Annotated in this window: 17 protein-coding genes; 11 read left to right on the top strand and 6 right to left on the bottom strand. The window is 56.1% G+C overall.

What is annotated here, in order from left to right; genetic code table 11:
- Nucleotides 1–6: 6 nt before the first annotated feature.
- Nucleotides 7–321, bottom strand: a complete 315-nt coding sequence (gene metJ / locus JYB84_RS15735) for a met regulon transcriptional regulator MetJ (RefSeq protein WP_207320961.1) — start codon at nt 319–321, stop codon at nt 7–9.
- A gap of 215 nt (nt 322–536) precedes the next feature.
- Here metJ and metB point away from each other — a divergent pair, with 215 nt between their 5' ends.
- The 6 genes from metB (at nt 537) to JYB84_RS15705 (ending at nt 6,336) form a co-directional block, all read left to right on the top strand.
- Complete coding sequence (gene metB, locus JYB84_RS15730) at nt 537–1,703, top strand: cystathionine gamma-synthase (RefSeq protein WP_207320960.1); 1,167 nt, start codon at nt 537–539, stop codon at nt 1,701–1,703.
- 9 nt (nt 1,704–1,712) lie between these two features.
- Nucleotides 1,713–4,106, top strand: a complete 2,394-nt coding sequence (locus tag JYB84_RS15725; RefSeq protein ID WP_207320959.1) for a bifunctional aspartate kinase/homoserine dehydrogenase II — start codon at nt 1,713–1,715, stop codon at nt 4,104–4,106.
- Between the two features lie 161 nt (nt 4,107–4,267).
- Nucleotides 4,268–5,161: a methylenetetrahydrofolate reductase gene (gene metF / locus JYB84_RS15720; protein ID WP_207320958.1), complete on the top strand. Its 894-nt coding sequence runs from the start codon at nt 4,268–4,270 to the stop codon at nt 5,159–5,161.
- Nucleotides 5,162–5,290: 129 nt separating this feature from the next.
- Nucleotides 5,291–5,506: a hypothetical protein gene (locus JYB84_RS15715; RefSeq protein ID WP_207320957.1), complete on the top strand. Its 216-nt coding sequence runs from the start codon at nt 5,291–5,293 to the stop codon at nt 5,504–5,506.
- Nucleotides 5,506–5,706: a cysteine-rich CWC family protein gene (locus JYB84_RS15710; RefSeq protein ID WP_207320956.1), complete on the top strand. Its 201-nt coding sequence runs from the start codon at nt 5,506–5,508 to the stop codon at nt 5,704–5,706. The genes JYB84_RS15715 and JYB84_RS15710 overlap by 1 nt, the downstream gene beginning before the upstream one ends.
- Nucleotides 5,707–5,802: 96 nt before the next feature.
- Entirely contained in the window at nt 5,803–6,336 is a 534-nt protein-coding gene (locus JYB84_RS15705; RefSeq protein WP_207320955.1) for an SRPBCC family protein, read from the top strand.
- 53 nt (nt 6,337–6,389) lie between these two features.
- Here JYB84_RS15705 and JYB84_RS15700 read toward each other — a convergent pair whose 3' ends face one another.
- Entirely contained in the window at nt 6,390–8,030 is a 1,641-nt protein-coding gene (locus JYB84_RS15700) for an endonuclease (protein ID WP_207320954.1), read from the bottom strand.
- A 630-nt stretch (nt 8,031–8,660) separates the two neighbouring features.
- Here JYB84_RS15700 and JYB84_RS15695 point away from each other — a divergent pair.
- Nucleotides 8,661–10,040, top strand: coding sequence for an alanine/glycine:cation symporter family protein (locus JYB84_RS15695; protein WP_207320953.1), 1,380 nt, complete (start codon nt 8,661–8,663; stop codon nt 10,038–10,040).
- Between the two features lie 43 nt (nt 10,041–10,083).
- On the opposite strand, the gene JYB84_RS15690 is transcribed toward JYB84_RS15695, so the two are convergent.
- Nucleotides 10,084–11,439 carry a flavohemoglobin expression-modulating QEGLA motif protein gene (locus JYB84_RS15690; RefSeq protein WP_207320952.1) on the bottom strand — a complete coding sequence of 452 codons (1,356 nt, stop codon included), beginning with the start codon at nt 11,437–11,439 and terminating at the stop codon, nt 10,084–10,086.
- Between the two features lie 128 nt (nt 11,440–11,567).
- Nucleotides 11,568–11,750 carry a PA3496 family putative envelope integrity protein gene (locus tag JYB84_RS15685; RefSeq protein ID WP_207320951.1) on the bottom strand — a complete coding sequence of 61 codons (183 nt, stop codon included), beginning with the start codon at nt 11,748–11,750 and terminating at the stop codon, nt 11,568–11,570.
- 271 nt (nt 11,751–12,021) lie between these two features.
- On the opposite strand from JYB84_RS15685, the gene JYB84_RS15680 reads away from it, so the two are divergent.
- The 4 genes from JYB84_RS15680 (at nt 12,022) to rimK (ending at nt 17,313) form a co-directional block, all read left to right on the top strand.
- The gene (locus tag JYB84_RS15680; protein WP_228290979.1) at nt 12,022–14,145 is read left to right on the top strand and encodes a sensor histidine kinase; all 2,124 of its coding nucleotides are present in this window, start codon (nt 12,022–12,024) and stop codon (nt 14,143–14,145) included.
- Nucleotides 14,142–14,573 (top strand): response regulator, encoded by a 432-nt coding sequence (locus tag JYB84_RS15675; RefSeq protein WP_207320950.1) that lies wholly within the window; start codon nt 14,142–14,144, stop codon nt 14,571–14,573. The genes JYB84_RS15680 and JYB84_RS15675 overlap by 4 nt, the downstream gene beginning before the upstream one ends.
- A gap of 12 nt (nt 14,574–14,585) precedes the next feature.
- Nucleotides 14,586–16,313 carry a putative bifunctional diguanylate cyclase/phosphodiesterase gene (locus JYB84_RS15670; protein ID WP_207320949.1) on the top strand — a complete coding sequence of 576 codons (1,728 nt, stop codon included), beginning with the start codon at nt 14,586–14,588 and terminating at the stop codon, nt 16,311–16,313.
- A gap of 94 nt (nt 16,314–16,407) precedes the next feature.
- Nucleotides 16,408–17,313, top strand: coding sequence for a 30S ribosomal protein S6--L-glutamate ligase (gene rimK, locus JYB84_RS15665; RefSeq protein ID WP_207320948.1), 906 nt, complete (start codon nt 16,408–16,410; stop codon nt 17,311–17,313).
- Nucleotides 17,314–17,366: 53 nt separating this feature from the next.
- Here rimK and JYB84_RS15660 read toward each other — a convergent pair whose 3' ends face one another.
- Together JYB84_RS15660 and JYB84_RS15655 are read right to left on the bottom strand one after the other, a co-directional pair.
- Entirely contained in the window at nt 17,367–18,059 is a 693-nt protein-coding gene (locus JYB84_RS15660; protein WP_207320947.1) for a TorF family putative porin, read from the bottom strand.
- 266 nt (nt 18,060–18,325) lie between these two features.
- Nucleotides 18,326–18,598: an HU family DNA-binding protein gene (locus tag JYB84_RS15655; protein ID WP_207320946.1), complete on the bottom strand. Its 273-nt coding sequence runs from the start codon at nt 18,596–18,598 to the stop codon at nt 18,326–18,328.
- Nucleotides 18,599–18,623: the final 25 nt, after the last annotated feature.

Below are 18,623 nucleotides of genomic sequence, written 5' to 3'. Positions count from 1 at the left end.
AGGAGTTTACTCCATGTCTTCCCATTCGATTCCCATCTCATCCATCAGGCGCTTGGCTTCGGCGGGGATGCTGTCGGGTTTGTCTTTTGACAGGTCGTCATCATTGGGCAGCGGTTGGCCCGTGTAGGCGTGCAAAAAGGCCTCACACAGCAATTCACTGTTGGTTGCATGACGCAGGTTGCCGACCTGGCGACGGGTGCGCTCATCGGTCAATACTTTCAACACTTTCAAAGGAATGGAAACGGTAATCTTTTTAACCTGCTCATTCTTCTTTCCGTGCTCAGCATAGGGGCTGATGTATTCGCCATTCCATTCAGTCATTGACTCACCTGTGATATCCGAAATTCGGTGCCGATTTTAAACCCTTACAAACTACAGTCAAATAATTGCTGCTAAAACGCCCCATCTGTGGGCTCTTGCCAGCAAGTATAGACGTCTAAAAGTCTGGATGCCTATTGACCTCGGTACATTTGCTGAGTTAATTTAGACGTCCAGACATCCATTGTGATGCGCAAGCGTATTTTGAGGATCCGAGTATGACAGAGCGTCGAGCCGCAACCATAGCAGTACGTCAGGGCATTGAGAGTGACAGCCAGCATGGTGCCGTGGTACCGCCCATCTACCTGTCGACCAATTACAGTTTTGACGGTCACACCCAGCCACGGGCATTCGACTACAGCCGTTCCGGTAATCCCACCCGCTCGCAACTTGGCGAGGCCCTGGCCCAGTTGGAACACGGTTGCAGCGGTATCATTACCTGCACCGGTATGGCTGCCATCACCCTGGTGACCAGTCTGCTCGGACCCGATGATTTATTGGTGGTGCCGCACGATTGTTACGGCGGCAGCTATCGCCTGTTCACCAACCTGGCGAAGAAAGGCCAGTTCCGCCTGCTGGTGGTCGATCAATCTGATACGGCGGCGCTGGATGCGGCCCTGGCTCAAGGACCGGCCATGGTATGGCTGGAGACTCCCTCCAATCCCCTGCTGCGGGTGGTGGACATAGCCGCCATTGCCTATGCCGCCCACAAGGTAGGCGCCAAGGTGGTGGTGGACAACACCTTCCTGTCGCCCATATTGCAGCAACCCCTGTTGCTGGGGGCCGACATAGTGGTGCACTCCACCACCAAGTACATCAATGGCCACAGCGATGTGGTCGGTGGCGCCGTGGTGTGCCGTGATGTCGAGCTGGGGGAACGCCTGCACTGGTGGTCCAATACCCTGGGACTCACAGGCGGCGCCTTTGACAGCTACCTGACCCTGCGCGGGGTGCGCACCCTGGCGGTGCGGGTGCGGCAGCACCAGGCAAACGCCGAGCGTATAGTGGCCCGTTTGGCTGCCAGCGAGCTGGTGCGCAAGGTGTATTACCCCGGGCTCAAGGATCACCCTGGGCACGAGATTGCCGCCCGGCAACAACAGGGCTTTGGCGCTATGCTGAGTTTTGAGCTTGAAGGTGGCCAGGAAGAGCTGGTGGCCTTTCTCGGGGCGCTGCAGTTTTTCAGCATCGCCGAAAGTCTCGGTGGGGTAGAGAGCCTGGTGGCAGTGCCCGCCACCATGACCCACAGGGCCATGGACAGCGATGCCCGCGCCGAGGCCGGGATCAGTGACACTCTGCTGCGTCTGTCGGTGGGGATTGAAGATGTGGAAGATTTGCTGGCCGACATAGAGGCCGGACTCGCCGCCGTTGCGGCCTGCAAGCAATAGGAGCCTGATGTGGCACGATGTCATTTACATAAATTCGGTGGCTCCAGCCTGGCGGATGCGGACTGTTATCGCCGGGTGGCCCATATACTGCTGACCCAGGGGCGTAGCGACGATCTGGTGGTGGTGTCGGCCGCCGGCAAGAGCACCAATTTTCTCTATCGTCTGCTGGAGCTGAGCGACAAAGGTGCCCTGTGGCAGGAAGAGTTGCAGCAGCTGATGGCTTATCAGCAACAACTGATTGAGCAGTTGCTCAGTGCCGAACAGGCCCGCCACCTGCGTGAGCGCCTGGCCACGGACAAGGCCCAGTTGCAGACCCTGCTGGCCCTTGGTGAACGCAACGACTATCAGGTGAATCAGGTGGTCAGTTTCGGTGAGCGCTGGTCGGCTCGTTTGATGGCTGCACTGCTGCGTGAATCCGGCGTGGCGGCAAGCCACGTGGATGCCTGCAGCATACTGGTGGCCGATGAAGGCGCTGTGCCGCAGATCCGCACCGCCGAGTCCCGTGCCAAGGTGCAGGCGCTGCTGGCCGAACATCCGGACGAGCGGTTGGTGATCACCGGCTTTATCTGCGCCAACAGCCGCGGCGATACCCTGCTGCTGGGCCGCAACGGATCGGATTTCAGCGCGACCTTGATTGCCAGCCTGGCCGATATCGACCGGGTCACTATCTGGACCGATGTGGAAGGGGTGTTTAACGCCGATCCCAACAAGATCAATGACGCCAAGTTGCTGGCCAGCATGTCACTGGCCGAGGCCGACCGCCTGGCGCGTCTGGGTTCGCCCGTGCTCCATTCCCGTACCCTGCAACCCCTGTTTGACACCCGGGTCAGCATGGCGGTGCGCTCCAGCTATGCGCCACACACCGCCTTTACCCTGGTGGCGCCCTCAAGCTCCCGCGCCAGCGCCCCCGTGGTGACCAACCTTAACGAGGTGGCCTGTTTCAGCCTGACCCTGGGCGGTGACTGCGACACCCTGCTGAGCCAGCTGGCAGAAGCCGGTGTGGCTCCGCTGGCCTGGTGGCCCGCAGCCAATGGCCGATTGGAACTGGCCTATATGCCCGAGCTGCAACGCCAGGCCCTGAACCAGCTCAATGCCCTGGCGCCGGAGCTGGAGATCAGTGACATCAGCGTCGCCACGGATCTCGGACTGGTGGCCCTGGTCAGCGCCGATGCCCACTTATATCGCCGCGGCTTTGCCCGTTTGCTCAGTCGTGAGGCCAGGCCCCTGTATCAGGACGGTCTCAGCCTGGTGACCCTGGTGCCCAAGAATCAGGTGACCCTGTTGACCCAGAAGGTGCACAGACGCTGCGCCGGGCCGCGCAAACGCATCGGCGTGGTGCTGCTTGGGGTTGGCAACATAGGCGAAGCCTGGCTGGATCTGTTTCGCCGCGCCGCCACTTCTTTGGGGCGGGAATTGGAGGCCAGTATTGAGCTGCTGGGTTTGGTCAGTTCCGGCAAGGCGTTGCTTGATAGTCAGGGCATAGATGCCGGCAACTGGCGCGATCGTTTCGCGGTAGAAGCGCACGACTGGGACTATCCAAGCCTGTTCCAACAGCTGGAGGCCCTGGAGTGCGACGAGCTGGTGGCCCTGGATATCAGCGCCAGCGCCACGCTGACACTGCAATACCCCGAGCTGTTTGCCCGTGGCATTCATCTGGTCAGCGCCAACAAGCTGGCCGGCTCAGGCCCGCTGCCTTTCTACCGCGAGCTGAAACAACAGCTCGGCAACCGCAGGTTGTATTGGCGCTATAACGCCAGCTGTGGTGCGGGATTGCCGGTGCAGCATGCGCTCAACGATCTGCACAACAGTGGCGACACAGTGGAGGCGGTCGGCGGTGTGTTCTCCGGCACCCTGTGCTGGTTGTTCGAACATTATGACGGCAGCCGACCCTTCTCCGAATTGGTACTGGAGGCCAAGACGCTCGGGATCACCGAGCCCGATCCCAGGGACGATCTCTCCGGCCGCGATATGCAGCGCAAGCTGTTGATCCTGGCCCGCGAGATAGGCCTGGAGCTGGAGCTGGACGATATAGAGGTGGAATCGCCGGTGCCAGAGGCGCTGGCCGCCCTGCCGCTGTCCGACTTCCTCGGGCGGATCAGCGAGCTGGATGCCCCCATGTTGGCGGCCCTCAACGCTGCCCGGGACAATGGCAAGGTGCTGCGCTATGTGGCGGCGCTGGATAGGGCCGGCGGGCGCGTGAGTGCCAAGGTGGGGCTGAGCTGGGTTGAGCCGGAGCATCCCTGGGCCAACCTGACACCGGGTGACAATGTGTTTGTGATCCGCAGCGCCTTCTATCAGGGCAATCCGCTGATCATCCGTGGCCCAGGCGCCGGCCGTGAGGTAACAGCGGCCGCGGTGCAGTCCGATCTGGCGCAGATCTGCCACGAGCTGTTACAGGAATAAGCTTGGCTGTGGGTGATAAGGGACGCATTGGCGTCCCTTTTGTTTTTAGGATGGGCAAATTGGCGTTTTTTACGCTTGACTTGAATTGAGATTGCTCTAGTATGTGGACGTATAGACGTCCAAACGCCCGAACGTCCATTTTAGCAGTCGAGGAATATTTAATGGCTTTTCATCACGCACAACATTCTCACTCCCTGAATCAGAGTCTGGCTGAGCTCAATGGCGGGATTAATGTGTCATTCGAATTCTTTCCTCCTGCCACCCCCGAAATGGAAAAGCTGCTGTGGAGCTCCATTCGCCGTTTGGAACCGCTCAAGCCCAAGTTTGTTTCCGTGACCTATGGCGCCAATTCCGGGGTCCGTGACCGCACCCATGGTGTGATTGAGCGCATCCAGCGTGAGACGGACCTGGTGGCGGCACCACACCTGACCCTGGTGGATGCCAGCGATGAGGAGCTGCTGGGGCTGGCCAAGACCTATTGGAACAGCGGTATCCGTAACATAGTGGCGCTGCGGGGCGATCTGCCCGCCGGCAGCCCCAGGCCAACCCGCTTTGCCGCGGATCTGGTGCGTTTGCTGCGCAGTGTCGCCGACTTCGATATTTCCGTGGCCGCCTATCCCGAGGTGCATCCCGAGGCCGCCAATGCCCAGGCGGACCTGATCAACCTCAAGCGCAAAATCGATGCCGGTGCCAGCCGGGCCATCACCCAATTCTTTTTCGATGTGGAGTCTTACCTGAGATTCCGCGACCGCTGCGTCGCCGCCGGCATAGATGTGGAAATAGTGCCCGGAATACTGCCGGTGACCAACTTCGTGCAGCTCAAACGCTTCGCCGCCATGACCAATGTGTCGATCCCCGCCTGGTTGCACAAGCAGTTCGAGGGGCTGGAGGATGACGCCGGTACCCGCCAGCTGGTGGGGGCCAACGTGGCCATCGACATGGTCAAGGTGCTGTCACGGGAAGGGGTTAAGGACTTCCACTTTTACACCCTTAACCGTGCCGAACTCACCTACGCCATCTGCCATACCCTGGGGGTCAGGCCCCAGAGCGAGTAACAGCGGTAAGGCTCCGATACTGGGGCCTTTTGTTTTTGGCGACCATGGGCTAGGCTGTGTAACGGCCCCCGACAGTCAGGTTTGATTCCGACCGTGGGGGGAATGCCGGATCAAAAAGGAAGCCAAGCCATGGATGAGCAAAGCATACACGAATTTCATATGGAAAAATTACCGCTGGACATCAGTAAGTTACTCCTGTCGCTGATGTTAATGTCCAGCCTCTATCTGATGTCTTTCACCACAGAAACCCTGACGGGCCTGTTCCTCTGGATCAGTTGCGGCTGTTATGGCCTGCTGTCGCTGTTCGGCCTGTTGTGGCGCCTCTGGTGCATGGGCCGATCCTGATGCGCGAAACCCTTTGCCCCTTGTGTGGTCAATCCAACCTCTGTGCCCTGACCCAAGGCCAAAGCATTGACCAATGTTGGTGCCTGAACGCCAAGGTGCCCAGGGCGCTGCCAAAGCGCCGGGATGCCTGTTTGTGCCAGGCCTGCCTGCAACGCCTGGCCGAGGAAGAGACCCTGGGGATCAAACGCCTGGATGCTTAATTGGTAACTGCTTGAAAACTGGCTATACTTTTTCAGCAAAATCCAATTCCGTGGCCGCAACCACCTTGGCAATCGGCAACCGATCATGGAGATCCTATGCTGAAAAAAATCCTGCTGTTTTTACTGCTGCTGTGCGCCATCCCCCTGGTGGCGGCCCTCTTTGTCAGAAAAGAGTATGCAGTGACCACGTCCATCGTCATAGACAAGCCGGTTGCCGAAGTTTATGACTATGTCAAGTATCTGAAAAATCAGAACAACTATAGCAAGTGGGCCAAGATGGATCCCAAGGCGAGACTGAGTTTTCGCGGCACGGATGGCACTGTGGGCTTTGTCTCGGCCTGGGACAGCGACAACCCGGATGTGGGCCGCGGTGAGCAGGAAATTACGGCCATGGTGCCGAACAAACGCATCGACTATGAGCTGAGATTCTTAACCCCCTTTGAAGCCACAGATCTGGCCTTTATGACCACTGATGCAACGGCCGAAGGCAAGACTCTGGTGAGTTGGGGCTTTCGCGGCCACATGGATTATCCGATGAACCTGATGTTGGTGCTGATGGATTTTGAAACCATGATTGCCGACGATCTCAACACAGGACTTGGCAACCTCAAAACCCTGCTGGAGCAATAGGCGCTTTCCATGAAAAAGGCCCCGGTCGGGGCCTTTTTTATTGTCAACTGCAGTTACTGACCGCAGCCGCTGCCGAAGATGGCATTGGCCCAGGCCGGATTGTCGATAAAGGGGTTGCGGTTGTGCTGCCACTCATAAACCCGGTTATTGCGGCGCCGCTCCCAATCGCTGACGGGATCCTGGTTGTGCCAGCTGAGCAGGGTGCAGAGGTCACCGAGTTTTGGCTCGTTGGTACCAGTGGTGCCTTGGACCGCGATCAGATCCGGCGTGTTGCTGCTGTCGCCGCCCTGATAGCGGACATCCATGTACAGCACCATACGCGCCACATCGCCCTTGACCGCATCCGCAGGTTCGAAGCTGTCGGCGTCGGTTTTATTTTCCGGTGCTTCAGACAGAGGTGTCCCTCCCATGGCGAAGTCCTTGTTGCCACGGGTGCTGTTGACCGTTACGTCCGCCGGGCGCAGGTGATTGAGATCCGTATAGGCGTACTGGCTGCTGTCGGGGAAGCCATGGCTCTTGGCCCACACGTGCTCCCGGTTCCAGGCATCCAGTGAACTGCTGAGGCCGGCACGATTGGTCTTGGGTTCGGAGCGGCCGGTGTACAGCAGGATCACATTGTCAGGATTGGCGGGATCTTCATCCGTGTAGTTGAGACCATCCCACACCTGGGTGTAGGTGTAGCGGGTGTGGTCGCGGATGATAAGGTTCAGGCTGGTCTTGAGTTCAATACCGCTCTTGCCTATGGCCTGGGCGTAGTAGGTGTCATAGCTGTAACCGGCGGGATCCGGTTCTGTGCCACCGCCTGTTCCAGTGCCAGTGCCTGTTCCAGTGCCGCTGCCCGCATCCGTGTCATAGTCGAGCTGCAGCGAGGCGCCGCTGAAGGCCTCATAGGCCTGCAGTTTGATGTACCAACGACCTTCCTGGGCCGTGGCAATCTGGCATTGCTCGTTGTTGCCGCTCAGATAGGGGGCGCAATCGTATTGGCTGGTACTGGGTTCGCTACCAAAGCGCACATAAAGGTCGGCATCGCCACTGCCACCGGACAGAGTCACAGCCAGATTGCTGCTGCCGGCCGGAATATCGGCGACAAAGTCCAGCGCCTGCCCCTGGGCCGCGCTGAGATTGGTCCTGACTTCGCCCTTGGACAAGAGGTTTTCGGTCGGCAACGGCGCGCTGCAACCGGCGAGTGTGCCAGTGCCCGGCGTACCGGCACTGGCTGCCGCGGTCCAGTCGGCTTCCGTTTGGGTGTTGACTATGGTGGTGCGCTCCAGCGCCACGTCACGCACGTTCAGGTTCCAGCCGCTGACGCCCCCTTCCCAGGCAACCAGATCCACCTGTTGGCCATTGAGGCTGAGTTTGACGAAGTCGCCCGAGTTGCCGAGGCTGAAGGGCAGGGGAGCGAAGTCGGGATCTTTGCCGAACAGATTGTTGAAACCGGCGGCATTGATGGCCAGGCTGTAATACTTGCCCGGCGCCAGGGTACCACTGAGGTTGAGGCTGCTGCTGTTGTCACTGAGCTGATATTGGCTCAGATCCACAGGGTCGCAGCCCGAATTATAGAGTTCAATGAATTCCTCGACGCTGTCGTTGTTGGGCGCATCGTAAAGGACTTCGCTGATGAGCAGCGCACCATGGGCATGGGCGCTGAGACCGGCCAGCAACAGGGCTGCGGTCAGGGTTGGTTTTGTAATCATCCTAGTAGGTCTCGCACTTATAGTTTTGGCATCCTGCGTATTGAATTCCTGCAAGTCCATTTGAGGTGCTTTCGCGGCGGCGAGTATGCCACAATTAAATTACGTGTTAATGCATTGTTTATTTGAAACTTTTATTTCAAATTTGCCATGAGAACGGAGTTTTTCATTATCGGATGGGCGATTTTTCAGCCATTGAATGCAACTTGAGTCTCTATTTGCTCCAGCGGCGAGTCTTGCGGACTTTTTGATTGCATAAACAGCATGGTAGCCAAATAAAGGTTGATGTTTTCATTGGCGCATCTGATATTCAGTAATCCATTATCTGCATAAAAATCTATTTATTTTGGTTTTAAATTCCGCGCTTTGGGTCGTAGACAAGCAAAATCCCACCCTTGATCCTGTCTCGGCTGCCAAGGGGCGGCTGTGGAAAAAATACGTCTGTGGCGCCACGATTCGATTGCTGCTTTTTTGAACTGCCAGGGTGTTCACTTACTATCCAGGGATCTGCATGAGCAGAGTTGGTTTTCAATTGTTAACTTTTCGTTGTACTCTGGGGCTCTTTATGGCCTTGTTCCCAGAGACATGGCCTTTGCCAATAACAATAAATTCGATAATTACCATGAGGTGCGAATGGAAGCCTTAACTGCATTTGTAAATATGATCAATGGTGTGGTGTGGGGCACACCCATGCTGGTCATGATCCTGGGCGTTGGTCTGTTTCTCTCCCTTGGCCTGCGGCTAATGCCGATACTTAAACTGGGCACAGGGTTTCGTCTGCTTTGGTCCGGTCGCACTTCCTCCAAAGAGGGGGAAACCCAAGGTGAGATAAGTCCCTTCAACGCCCTGATGACTTCTCTTTCGGCCACCATAGGTACAGGGAACATTGCCGGTGTGGCCACCGCTATTTTTGTCGGCGGCCCCGGCGCCCTGTTCTGGATGTGGTGTACCGCGCTGGTGGGTATGGCCACCAAGTTTTCCGAGGCGGTATTGGCGGTCAAATACCGCGAGGTGGACGATAACGGCAACCACGTTGGCGGCCCCATGTACTACATCAAGAACGGTCTGGGCAGTAAGTGGGCCTGGCTCGGTACCGCCTTTGCCCTGTTTGGCTCGTTCGCCGGTTTCGGGATCGGCAATACTGTGCAGGCCAACTCGGTCGCTGCCGCCTTGGAAACTAACTTTGGGGTTCAGCCCTGGGTAACGGGCGTGGTGATGATGATCCTGGTTGGCCTGGTGCTGATGGGGGGGATCAAGCGTATCGCCGAAGTGGCGGGCAAGCTGGTGCCCCTGATGACCATTTTCTATATCACTGCCGGTGCGGCCGTGCTGATTGTGTACATAGACCAACTGCCTGCGGCCTTGCTGTTGATAGTCAAGAGTGCCTTCACCCCGGTGGCGGCTCAGGGCGGCTTTGCCGGTTCAGCTGTATGGGCGGCGATCCGCTTTGGGGTAGCACGTGGCGTGTTCTCCAATGAGGCTGGTCTTGGCAGCGCCCCCATAGCCCATGCGGCGGCCCAAACCAAGAATCCCGTGGCTCAGGGCCTGGTGGCCATGCTGGGGACCTTTATCGATACCATTATCGTCTGCTCCATTACCGGCCTGGCGATTGTGGTATCCGGTAGCTGGACCTCAGGCGAGAACGGTTCGGCGCTGACTTCCTACGCCTTCTCCCATGCACTGCCATTTGGTGACTACATAGTGGCGGTGGCGCTGGCTATCTTCGCCTTCACCACCATCCTTGGTTGGAGTTTTTACAGTGAGAAGTGTGTCCAGTACCTGCTGGGCGTGAAAGCCATCAAGCCATTCCGGCTGCTCTGGACCCTGGTGGTGCCACTGGGCGCCATCAGCTCTCTGGACTTCATCTGGTTGCTGGCGGACACGCTCAATGCCATGATGGCTATCCCCAACCTGATTGCCCTGACACTGCTCAGCCCAGTCGTATTCGGACTGACCCGGGAGTACTTCGTGCAGAAGCGTCAACTGGCGGCCCAGGCGCAAGCGGCCAAATAAGCCGGTTTGCCAATAAAAAAGGATGCCATGGCATCCTTTTTTATTATTCGACCGTACTGTCGAATTCCGTCTCTTCCTGCCCTGCATACAGAGGCTCGACATTGGGCAGGATCCTGAACTGGCGCTGGAAGTGACGCTGTACCCCCTTGAGGTTGATGTTGCCAAGTCCGGAGGCGAAGCCAAACCAGGCATAGAGGCCACTGTAGTCTTCGAACATGGGCGGCAGGTAGCGCGGCGCCGTGAGTATACCGTCCCGGTAGGCCAGGTACAGGGTGGGTATGTCCTCGATGGCCAGCTTGCCGAGGAACAGCATGGGGATCAGTTCCGGTAAGCCGGAGGCGATGGCACTGCGGATAAAGTTAACGTTTTCCACGTAACCGCGTACATAGGAGATGTCCTTGGTGAAGCAGCTGCCGCCGGCCACCATACCGCCGCGAAACACCCTTTGGGTCACCCGGTAGCTGTCTTTCTCGCTCAAATCCTGCTCGCGAAAATAACGGAACACCTCGATAAAGTCGGCCCCTTTTTCCGCCATATCGACGGCAGTGACCCTGTCGCTGATGCGCCTGGCACGGCCCGGGGTCGAGCTCAGGGTCAACATTTCCAACAGCACGGCCAGTCCTTCCTGGGCGGCGGCCACCCGGGGCGAGCCAACGCTGAGCCAGGTGGCATGGGGTTGGGCCCGACCATTGAGCGTGGTGCCCACGTGTACCCAACCTTCGTGGACCTCGTACACATTCAAATCGGCCTGGCTGAACATGGCCTTGCTGTTGATCTTGACCGTATCGCCACCCACAGCAGCATCGGACACTATGCCGTCGCTCAACCGTACCCGCATCTCGTCGCTGTGGAAATAGCGGCCAAGCCTTTGGCTTAAGTCTGTCACTGCGGTTGCCGCATCCAGATTTTTGGGATGCTGCTTGTTCATGTGGGATGCCGCGGGCAGGGAAAAAATGTAGGACAGCCGGTCGCCCAGCTGCCTCAGGGTATGGCGATCCCCATGCAGTTTATTGTCTGCGCTGCCGTATAGTTGCTGGCTCAGGCGACCGAAGGTTGGAGTTCCCCTGTGGGTCAGCATGTCTATGACCTGGCGGTATTGCTCGACGTTGGCCACCAACAGACGTCCCAAGGGATCCTGCTTGCCGAGGGTCTTGTGGATGTTTTGCTTGAGCTGCTTTAGCTCCTGTTGCACCTGGTGGGGGGCAAAAGGCAAGGGCAGTGCGTCGTAAAATCCCTTGTCTATGGCCGGCAGCTGGCTGCCACCGGTGGCAAGGAATCGTTGCTCCATTTCCCTCGGCCATTTGATGGCATCGAGAATTTTAATGGGGGTCTGCAATTGCACCAGGGTATCTGAAAACTGGCGTAACTGCTGACAGTAGAGTTGTCTGGCGGCAGACATGGGATCACCGAAAGTCTTAACATCTGAAGGCTTATGATAGCCTGTCACCAGGACCTAAGCTATTAAGTCACTGAAATGGAATGGGCTAACGCGAATAGGATTGGAGCCGCAATAGCGGCTCCGAGGGGTTAGAAATCATCCTCGTCATCCGTGCCCAGCGCTTTGCGCAACTCGGCACGCTCCAGGTAATCCTCCAGGCGCCGTTTCACTTCGCGTTTGTGCTTGAGTGCCTTGGCCGCCTGGGCATTTCTGGGGGAGGTCAGTTCTTCAATTTCAGTATCGTTGGGCACGACTTCTACTATATGAGCCATAACGAATTCCTCATGCTGTCCTAATGGCATTTCTAGCCAATAAATTGAACGTGGAAAAGCAAAAAATTTTGCCTTTAGCAGTAAAAAATTCTGAATACGCTCCAAGAACTTTGCATCCTGAACGAAGGCAATATGTCGGACAGAGCTGTGACTCCTCCTAAAGCATCATAGTTGAGTATTTTGCTTGGTTATAACTTGTAATTTCCTCTGCCCTTGCCAAAACTTATTGTCAGCACTCTCACCTTTGGGCAGGGAAACGCGATTGGCCATTATGGATGATGTCAGGCAAGCGCAACGACTCCAGTTCACCCCGTTTCGGGCTCCCGCTTCGGTGTGGTTAATCATGCTGGGCTCTGCGCTGTTTTGTGTGTCGGCCTGGTACCTGTTTCATCGTTATATCAACGAACGCGGCGAAGAACGTTTCCATGCCCAGGTCGCATCCCTGGCCAGATCCATCGACAGTCGGATGTTGGTGTATGAGCAGGTTCTGCGTAGTGGCATAGGCTTGTTTATGTCATCCCATGAGGTGTCCAGGGACGAATGGCGAATTTATGTCCAGAACGCCAGATTGCAGCAGTATTACCCCGGCATCCAGGGCCTGGGATACAGCGTTATTCTAACCAAAGACCAATTAACTAACTTTATTGAGTCGGTACGGGCCGAAGGTTTCCCCGATTTCAAGGTGTACCCCGAGGGTGACAGGCCCATTTACCATTCCATTCTTTACCTTGAGCCCTTCGATTGGCGTAATCAAAGGGCCTTTGGTTATGACATGTATTCTGAGGCCAGACGTAAAGAAGCCATAGACAGGGCCATTTTGACGGGCAATTCCGCTGTGTCGGCCAAGATAGTGTTGGTGCAGGAAACCGCCCGGGATACCCAGGCTGGTTTTTTGATGTATCTGCCTTTGTACGACAATGTGGCAAGTGTTGAACGTCGCGCCAAGGGCGTGATTTATGCGGCGTTTCGGATGCAGGATCTGATCAATGGCATCATAGGGGAGGATTTTGAACGCCTGGTGCTGAGTATTTATGATGGTGAAGAGCAGACGGCAGCCAATCTGATGTTTACCAATGATCCCGACCCGGATAACCCTCTGAGTTACAGGCAGCTCAGAACCATTAACGTTGGGGGGCACAACTGGTTGTTGCAGGTCGGTAGTCGTACCGATTTTGTGTCCGAGCAGGAATATGTCCAAAGTCTGCTGATGCTCTTTTTAGTGGCAATATTTTTACTTTTGCTGCTCTATTTCCTGCTTAATAACGCCAAGGCCCGGCACCAGGAATCGCTGTTTGCCACCGAAATCTTGTCCAATGAAAAACGCTTTCGCCTGGTGATTGAAGCCTCGCCCTGCGCACTAATCATGACCGATACCCGCGGCCTGATCACCCTGGTGAATGCCCATACGGAACAGTTGTTCGGTTATGCCCGGGATGAGCTTTTGGGGCGCAGTGTCAATGTGCTGCTGCCGGACGTGTTGCAGCAGCAACATGAAGAGCACATGTGTGGCTACCTGGCCAATCCCATTGCGAAGAAGATGTCTTTGCGGGATGAGCTCTTCGGCCGTTCCAAGGATGGTCGGCGGGTGCCCATAGAAGTTGGCTTGACTCCTGTCCACTTTGCCAATGGCATTTCTGTGCTGGCCACCATCAATGACGTGTCGGAACGCCGTCGTATTGAAGAGCAAAAAGCCAAGCATACCAGAGAGTTGGAGCGGATAAACAAGGAGCTCGACAGTTTCGCTTACATAGCCTCACACGATCTCAAATCCCCCCTGCGGGGCATAGAACAACTGGCCGAATGGTTGAATGAAGACCTGGCGGACAATGCCAGCGAAAACGCCCGCAAGTACCTGAAGCTGATCAAGAGCCGCATCCAGCGCATGGCCATGTTGCTTGATGGTTTGCTGGCTTTTTCCCGCATTGGCCGGATAGAGGCTGAGCTTAATCAGGTCAATTGCGCCGACCTTATCAGTGAAACCTTCAATTTGGTGGCGCCCCCGGAGGGCTTTTCTCTGACACTGGAGGGCATGGTGCCGAATTTCATCACCGCCCGGGTGCCGCTGGAAATGGTGTTCCGTAACCTGTTTGCCAATGCCATCAAACACCATGATTTGCCCCAGGGACACATCAATGTGACTTGGGCGCTGGACGGCGAGATGATCCGTTTTTGTGTGACCGATGATGGCCCCGGGATCCAGCCGCAATACCATGACAAGGTCTTTGCGATATTCCAAACTCTTAAACCCAGGGATGAAGTGGAAGGCAGTGGCCTGGGGCTCTCCCTGGTGAAGAAAGCCGTTGAACATTACGGTGGTCGGGTGTGGGTCGAATCCGAAGGCCGAGGCTCAAGCTTTTTCTTCACCTGGCCACTGGTGATTAAGGAGGCGGAATGAGTCCAACCAAACGTTACCGCGAGGTGACTATCTTTCTGATTGATGATGACGATGTTGACTATATGGCGGTTGAGCGGGCGATGCGGCAGCTGAAACTGCTTAACCCCCTGGTTCGGGCCAGGGATGGTGTTGCTGCCCTGGAGATGCTGCGCAGGGGTGAGATTGCCGGTGCGTTTATCATTTTACTGGATCTCAATATGCCGAGAATGAATGGCCTGGAATTTCTCCGGGAGCTGCGTCATGCCCCAGATTTGGCCTCTGCCGTGGTATTTGTGCTGACCACTTCCCGTGCCGATGAGGATAAGGTCGCGGCCTACAGTTACAACGTAGCCGGTTATATGGTCAAAAGTGACATTAAGGATGGGTTTCTGAATATTCTCAATATGCTGGATGGTTACTGGCGGATTGTGGAATTGCCGGAGCTATGAAGGAGCAGGACCATGAGACTCTTGCTGATCGATGATGATGAGGTCGATAGAGAAGCCATAGTGAGGGCGCTGGGCCAATCTGTGCATCGTTTTCACGTGACCGAGGCCAATTGTGCCAAGGAAGGACTGGACATGGCCGCGCGACGTCACTTCGACGGGATTTTGCTGGACTACCTGCTGCCGGATGCCAATGGTCTGGAGGTGTTGACCCATCTTAACCGTACCTCCCTCGATCAGACCGCTGTGGTGATGATCAGCCGTTATGAGGACGAACGTCTGGCCGAGCGTTGCATCGAATTGGGGGCCCAGGATTTTTTGCTCAAGGATGAAGTGACGTCCGGCCGCCTTACCCGCTCCATCCGCAATGCCAAACAGCGCAGTGCCATGGCCCAGGCGCTGCGCATCAGCCATGAAAAATTGAAGGAACTGGCCGAGCACGACTCCCTGACCAAGCTGGTTAACCGCTATGGTTTTGAGCTTTGTCTTAACCGGGCCTTGAGCCAGGTTAAACGTCAGAGAGATATGCTGGCGGTAATCCTGCTCGATCTTGATGATTTTAAGGGTATCAATGACACCCTGGGGCATCAGATGGGCGACATATTGTTGGTGGAAGTGGCCAGCCGTCTCAGCAAGGTGGTACGGGAAAGCGATCTTATTGCCCGCATTGGTGGTGATGAGTTTGTGGTACTGGTAACCGAGCAGGAGGGGCGTTATTTTCCCCTCAGTCTGGCCAAGCGCCTGCTGAAAGCTTTTGAAGATTCCTTCCACATTGGCGAAACCGAAATCATGATCAGCGCCAGCCTGGGGATCGCCATGTACGGGGAGTCCGCAGATTCGGCATCTGAGCTGCTCAAGTGCGCCGATATTGCCATGTATAGAGCGAAAAAGCTGGGCCGCAACCAGGCGCAATTTTACTCTGAAGAGCTGGACAGGGAGGTGCGCCAGCGCAACCGCATTGAGCAAGGGCTTAAAAAAGCAATAAAAAATAATGAATTGCGCCTGTATTACCAAGGTAAGTTTGATGCCGTCAGCGGGCGTTTGATGGGGATGGAGGCGCTGCTGCGCTGGATGCATCCCGAAGATGGCCTCCTGGGCCCCGATGCTTTTCTGCCGGTTGCCGAGGAAATCGGCATGATGGAGGACATAGGCAACTGGGTGCTGTACACGGCGCTGAAACAGACCCGAACCTGGCAGTTGTTGCTCGCTGATTCAGGCCAGGCCTTGCCCGTGGCCATTAACCTGTCGGCATCCCAGATAGGCGGTGAGTCCCTGAGTGACAAAATCAAGGGGGCTTTGGACTTAAGTGGCCTGCCACCACAACTGCTTGAGTTGGAAATCACCGAAAATGCCCTGATAGAAGAGCCCAAGCAATTGGCCAGGGAGCTGGAGCAGGTGGTCGCCCTGGGAGTGACTCTGGCCCTGGATGACTTTGGCACCGGCTTCTCTTCGTTGGAGCATCTGCGGCATTTTCCGATTCAGGTGCTTAAAATTGACAAGAGTTTCGTTGCCACAGTCGGCAAGGACGACAAGGGCTGTCGCTTATTGTCGGCCCTTATCAACTTTGCCCGTGGTTTTGACGTCATTGCCGTGGCCGAAGGCATAGAAACCGAAGAGCAGGCAAAATTCTGCCGTGACAGGGGCTGCGATCTGTTGCAGGGCTATCTGTACAGCAAGCCGCTGACGGTGGAAGAGTTTGAGCAAAATCTGATCCGTCCCCTGCTGTCACAGTCGCGTCACTGAACTTCACTTGCCAAACTCGGGCCGATGGACAAGAATTTGCGTTTGGTGCCCGTAATGGGTCAGGCTTTTCAAACCTTTATTGGTACTCCAAACGATGAAAATAGGCGTGCTGTCGCAGTTTCCCGAGTTGTATTCCACCCGTCGCTTGCTGGAAGCCTGTCACAACCGGGGCCACGAGGCCCTGGTGATCAATCCCCTCAACTGTTACATGAACATCAATTCAATCAAGCCCAGCATTCACCTGGAAGGCCAGGAAGTGCTGGGGCTGGATGCCATTATTCCCAGAATTCATGCCAGCGTGACCTTCTATGGCTGCGCCGTGGTGCGCCAGTTTGAGATGATGGGGGTCTTCGCCGCCAATGACTCCATCTCCATCGCCCGCTCCCGCGACAAACTCAGGGCGTTGCAGTTGCTGTCGCGCAAGGGCATAGGCATGCCTGTGACCGGTTTTGCCAACAAACCCGATGATATTCCCGACTTGATCAACATGGTGGGCGGTACGCCGCTGGTGATTAAATTGCTCGAAGGCACTCAGGGCATTGGGGTGGTGCTGGCCGAGACCCGCAAGGCGGCCGAAAGCGTGATCGAGGCCTTTTTGGGGCTCAAGGCCAACATCATGGTGCAGGAGTTTATCAAGGAGGCCAATGGCAGCGATATCCGCTGCTTTGTGGTCGGCGACAAGGTGGTGGCGGCCATGCAACGCACCGGCCCCGAGGGAGATTTTCGCTCCAACCTGCACCTGGGCGGCAGTGCCCAGAAAGTGAAGATTACCCCACTGGAGCGCAAGACTGCAGTGGCCGCGGTAAAAGCCATGGGCCTGTGTGTGGCCGGGGTGGATATACTGCGTTCCAGCCGTGGGCCCCTGGTGCTGGAGGTGAACTCGGCACCGGGTATTGAGGGCATAGAGCAGACAACGGGTATTCAGGTGGCCGAGCCCATAGTTGAATACATAGAAAAAATGTTGGCCGCCCGTAAAGGCGGCCGAAGTTACGTTGCCTGAGGTTGCCGCCTGGTTTTTGGTTATGTAGGTCAGGCGGCTTGAGTCCTGGGGCGTTACAGCTCGAAGCCGTAAGAGTATTTCAATACCAGCTTGGCATCATCGCCGGGCAGATCTGTGTCCGCCAGGATAAAGCTCACTGTGCCTATGTTGGTTTCCTTGCTCAATGACAGGGAATACTCACTGTAGTGGGATACGGCGTACCAGGCCTGATTGACTTCTCCATCCGCATAGCCGTAATGGGCACCCACTGCCAGGCTGTCGCTCAGGGGAATGCTGACATCGGCGGTCAGGTATTTCATGTCGGTGTTGTCGAGTTCATCGGGAGTTACATCGTCACCGGCGTGGATAAACTGGGCGTATTTCAGGGTGAACCACTTCCAACCCAAAGAGGCGTAGAGTTCACCGAAGTCTATGTCACCCTCGGCATCGGGATAGGCGTACAGCAGGTAGCCCACATCGTAGCTGAAGTCCTCGGCAAAGCTGCCGGCATAGCCACCATAAAGGTCCAGCTCAAAGCTGGTGTCATCACCAAAGTCGACACTGGAAGCCCAAGAGCCAACATAGAAGCCGGACTCATGACTGTAATCCACGCCACCGTCGACGGCGACGCCGTCCTGGGTTTGGGTGACGCCGCGCCACAGGTAATTGGAACTGACGCCTATGTTGCCCTCAAATGTGGCCATGGCTGGTGCCACGGCGAGTGAGGTCAGACCCAGCAAGGCAAATTGGCTCAACAGTTTCTTCATTCTCATCCCCTTCAATTGTTTTGGCGGCCGGACTGCACACCTCTTTGGGTGACGGCACTTGGTGTTTATTACTTTAGTTACGATTGCCAATCTTGTGCCATTTAAATAAAGCTCATTAATACAGAATGTTACAATATTGGCTTTGGATCTGGTTGTGGATATTGCCCCAGTATGACGCAGCTGATGCACGCTTTTTGTGCAGCCAGACTGGATGTCGCAGCAATAAAAAAGCCTCCGGTTGGAGGCTTTTTTAACTGAACTCAGTCTTAGTTCACGCTGTCGCGCAGAGCCTTGCCGGCCTTGAACTTGGGAATGGTTGCCGCTGGGATCTGGATCTCTTTGCCGGTTTGAGGATTGCGACCGGTGCGGGCGGCGCGGGTGGAGGTTTCAAATGAACCAAAACCCACGATGGAGATTTTGTCGCCATTCTTCATGGCTTCGGTTACCGCTTCTTCAAAGGATTTCAGCGCACGTGCCGCGTCGGCCTTGCTCAATTCTGCTTGCTCGGCAATCTTGGCGATCAGTTCAGCTTTGTTCATATGACAGTTCTCTTCTTTCCGTGAT

Origin of the sequence: Shewanella cyperi, assembly GCF_017354985.1 — a bacterium.
GTDB classification, from domain to species: Bacteria; Pseudomonadota; Gammaproteobacteria; order Enterobacterales; family Shewanellaceae; genus Shewanella; species Shewanella cyperi.
Note: the sequence above shows the minus strand (reverse complement) of the source record. Positions and strands in the feature narration are given on the sequence as shown.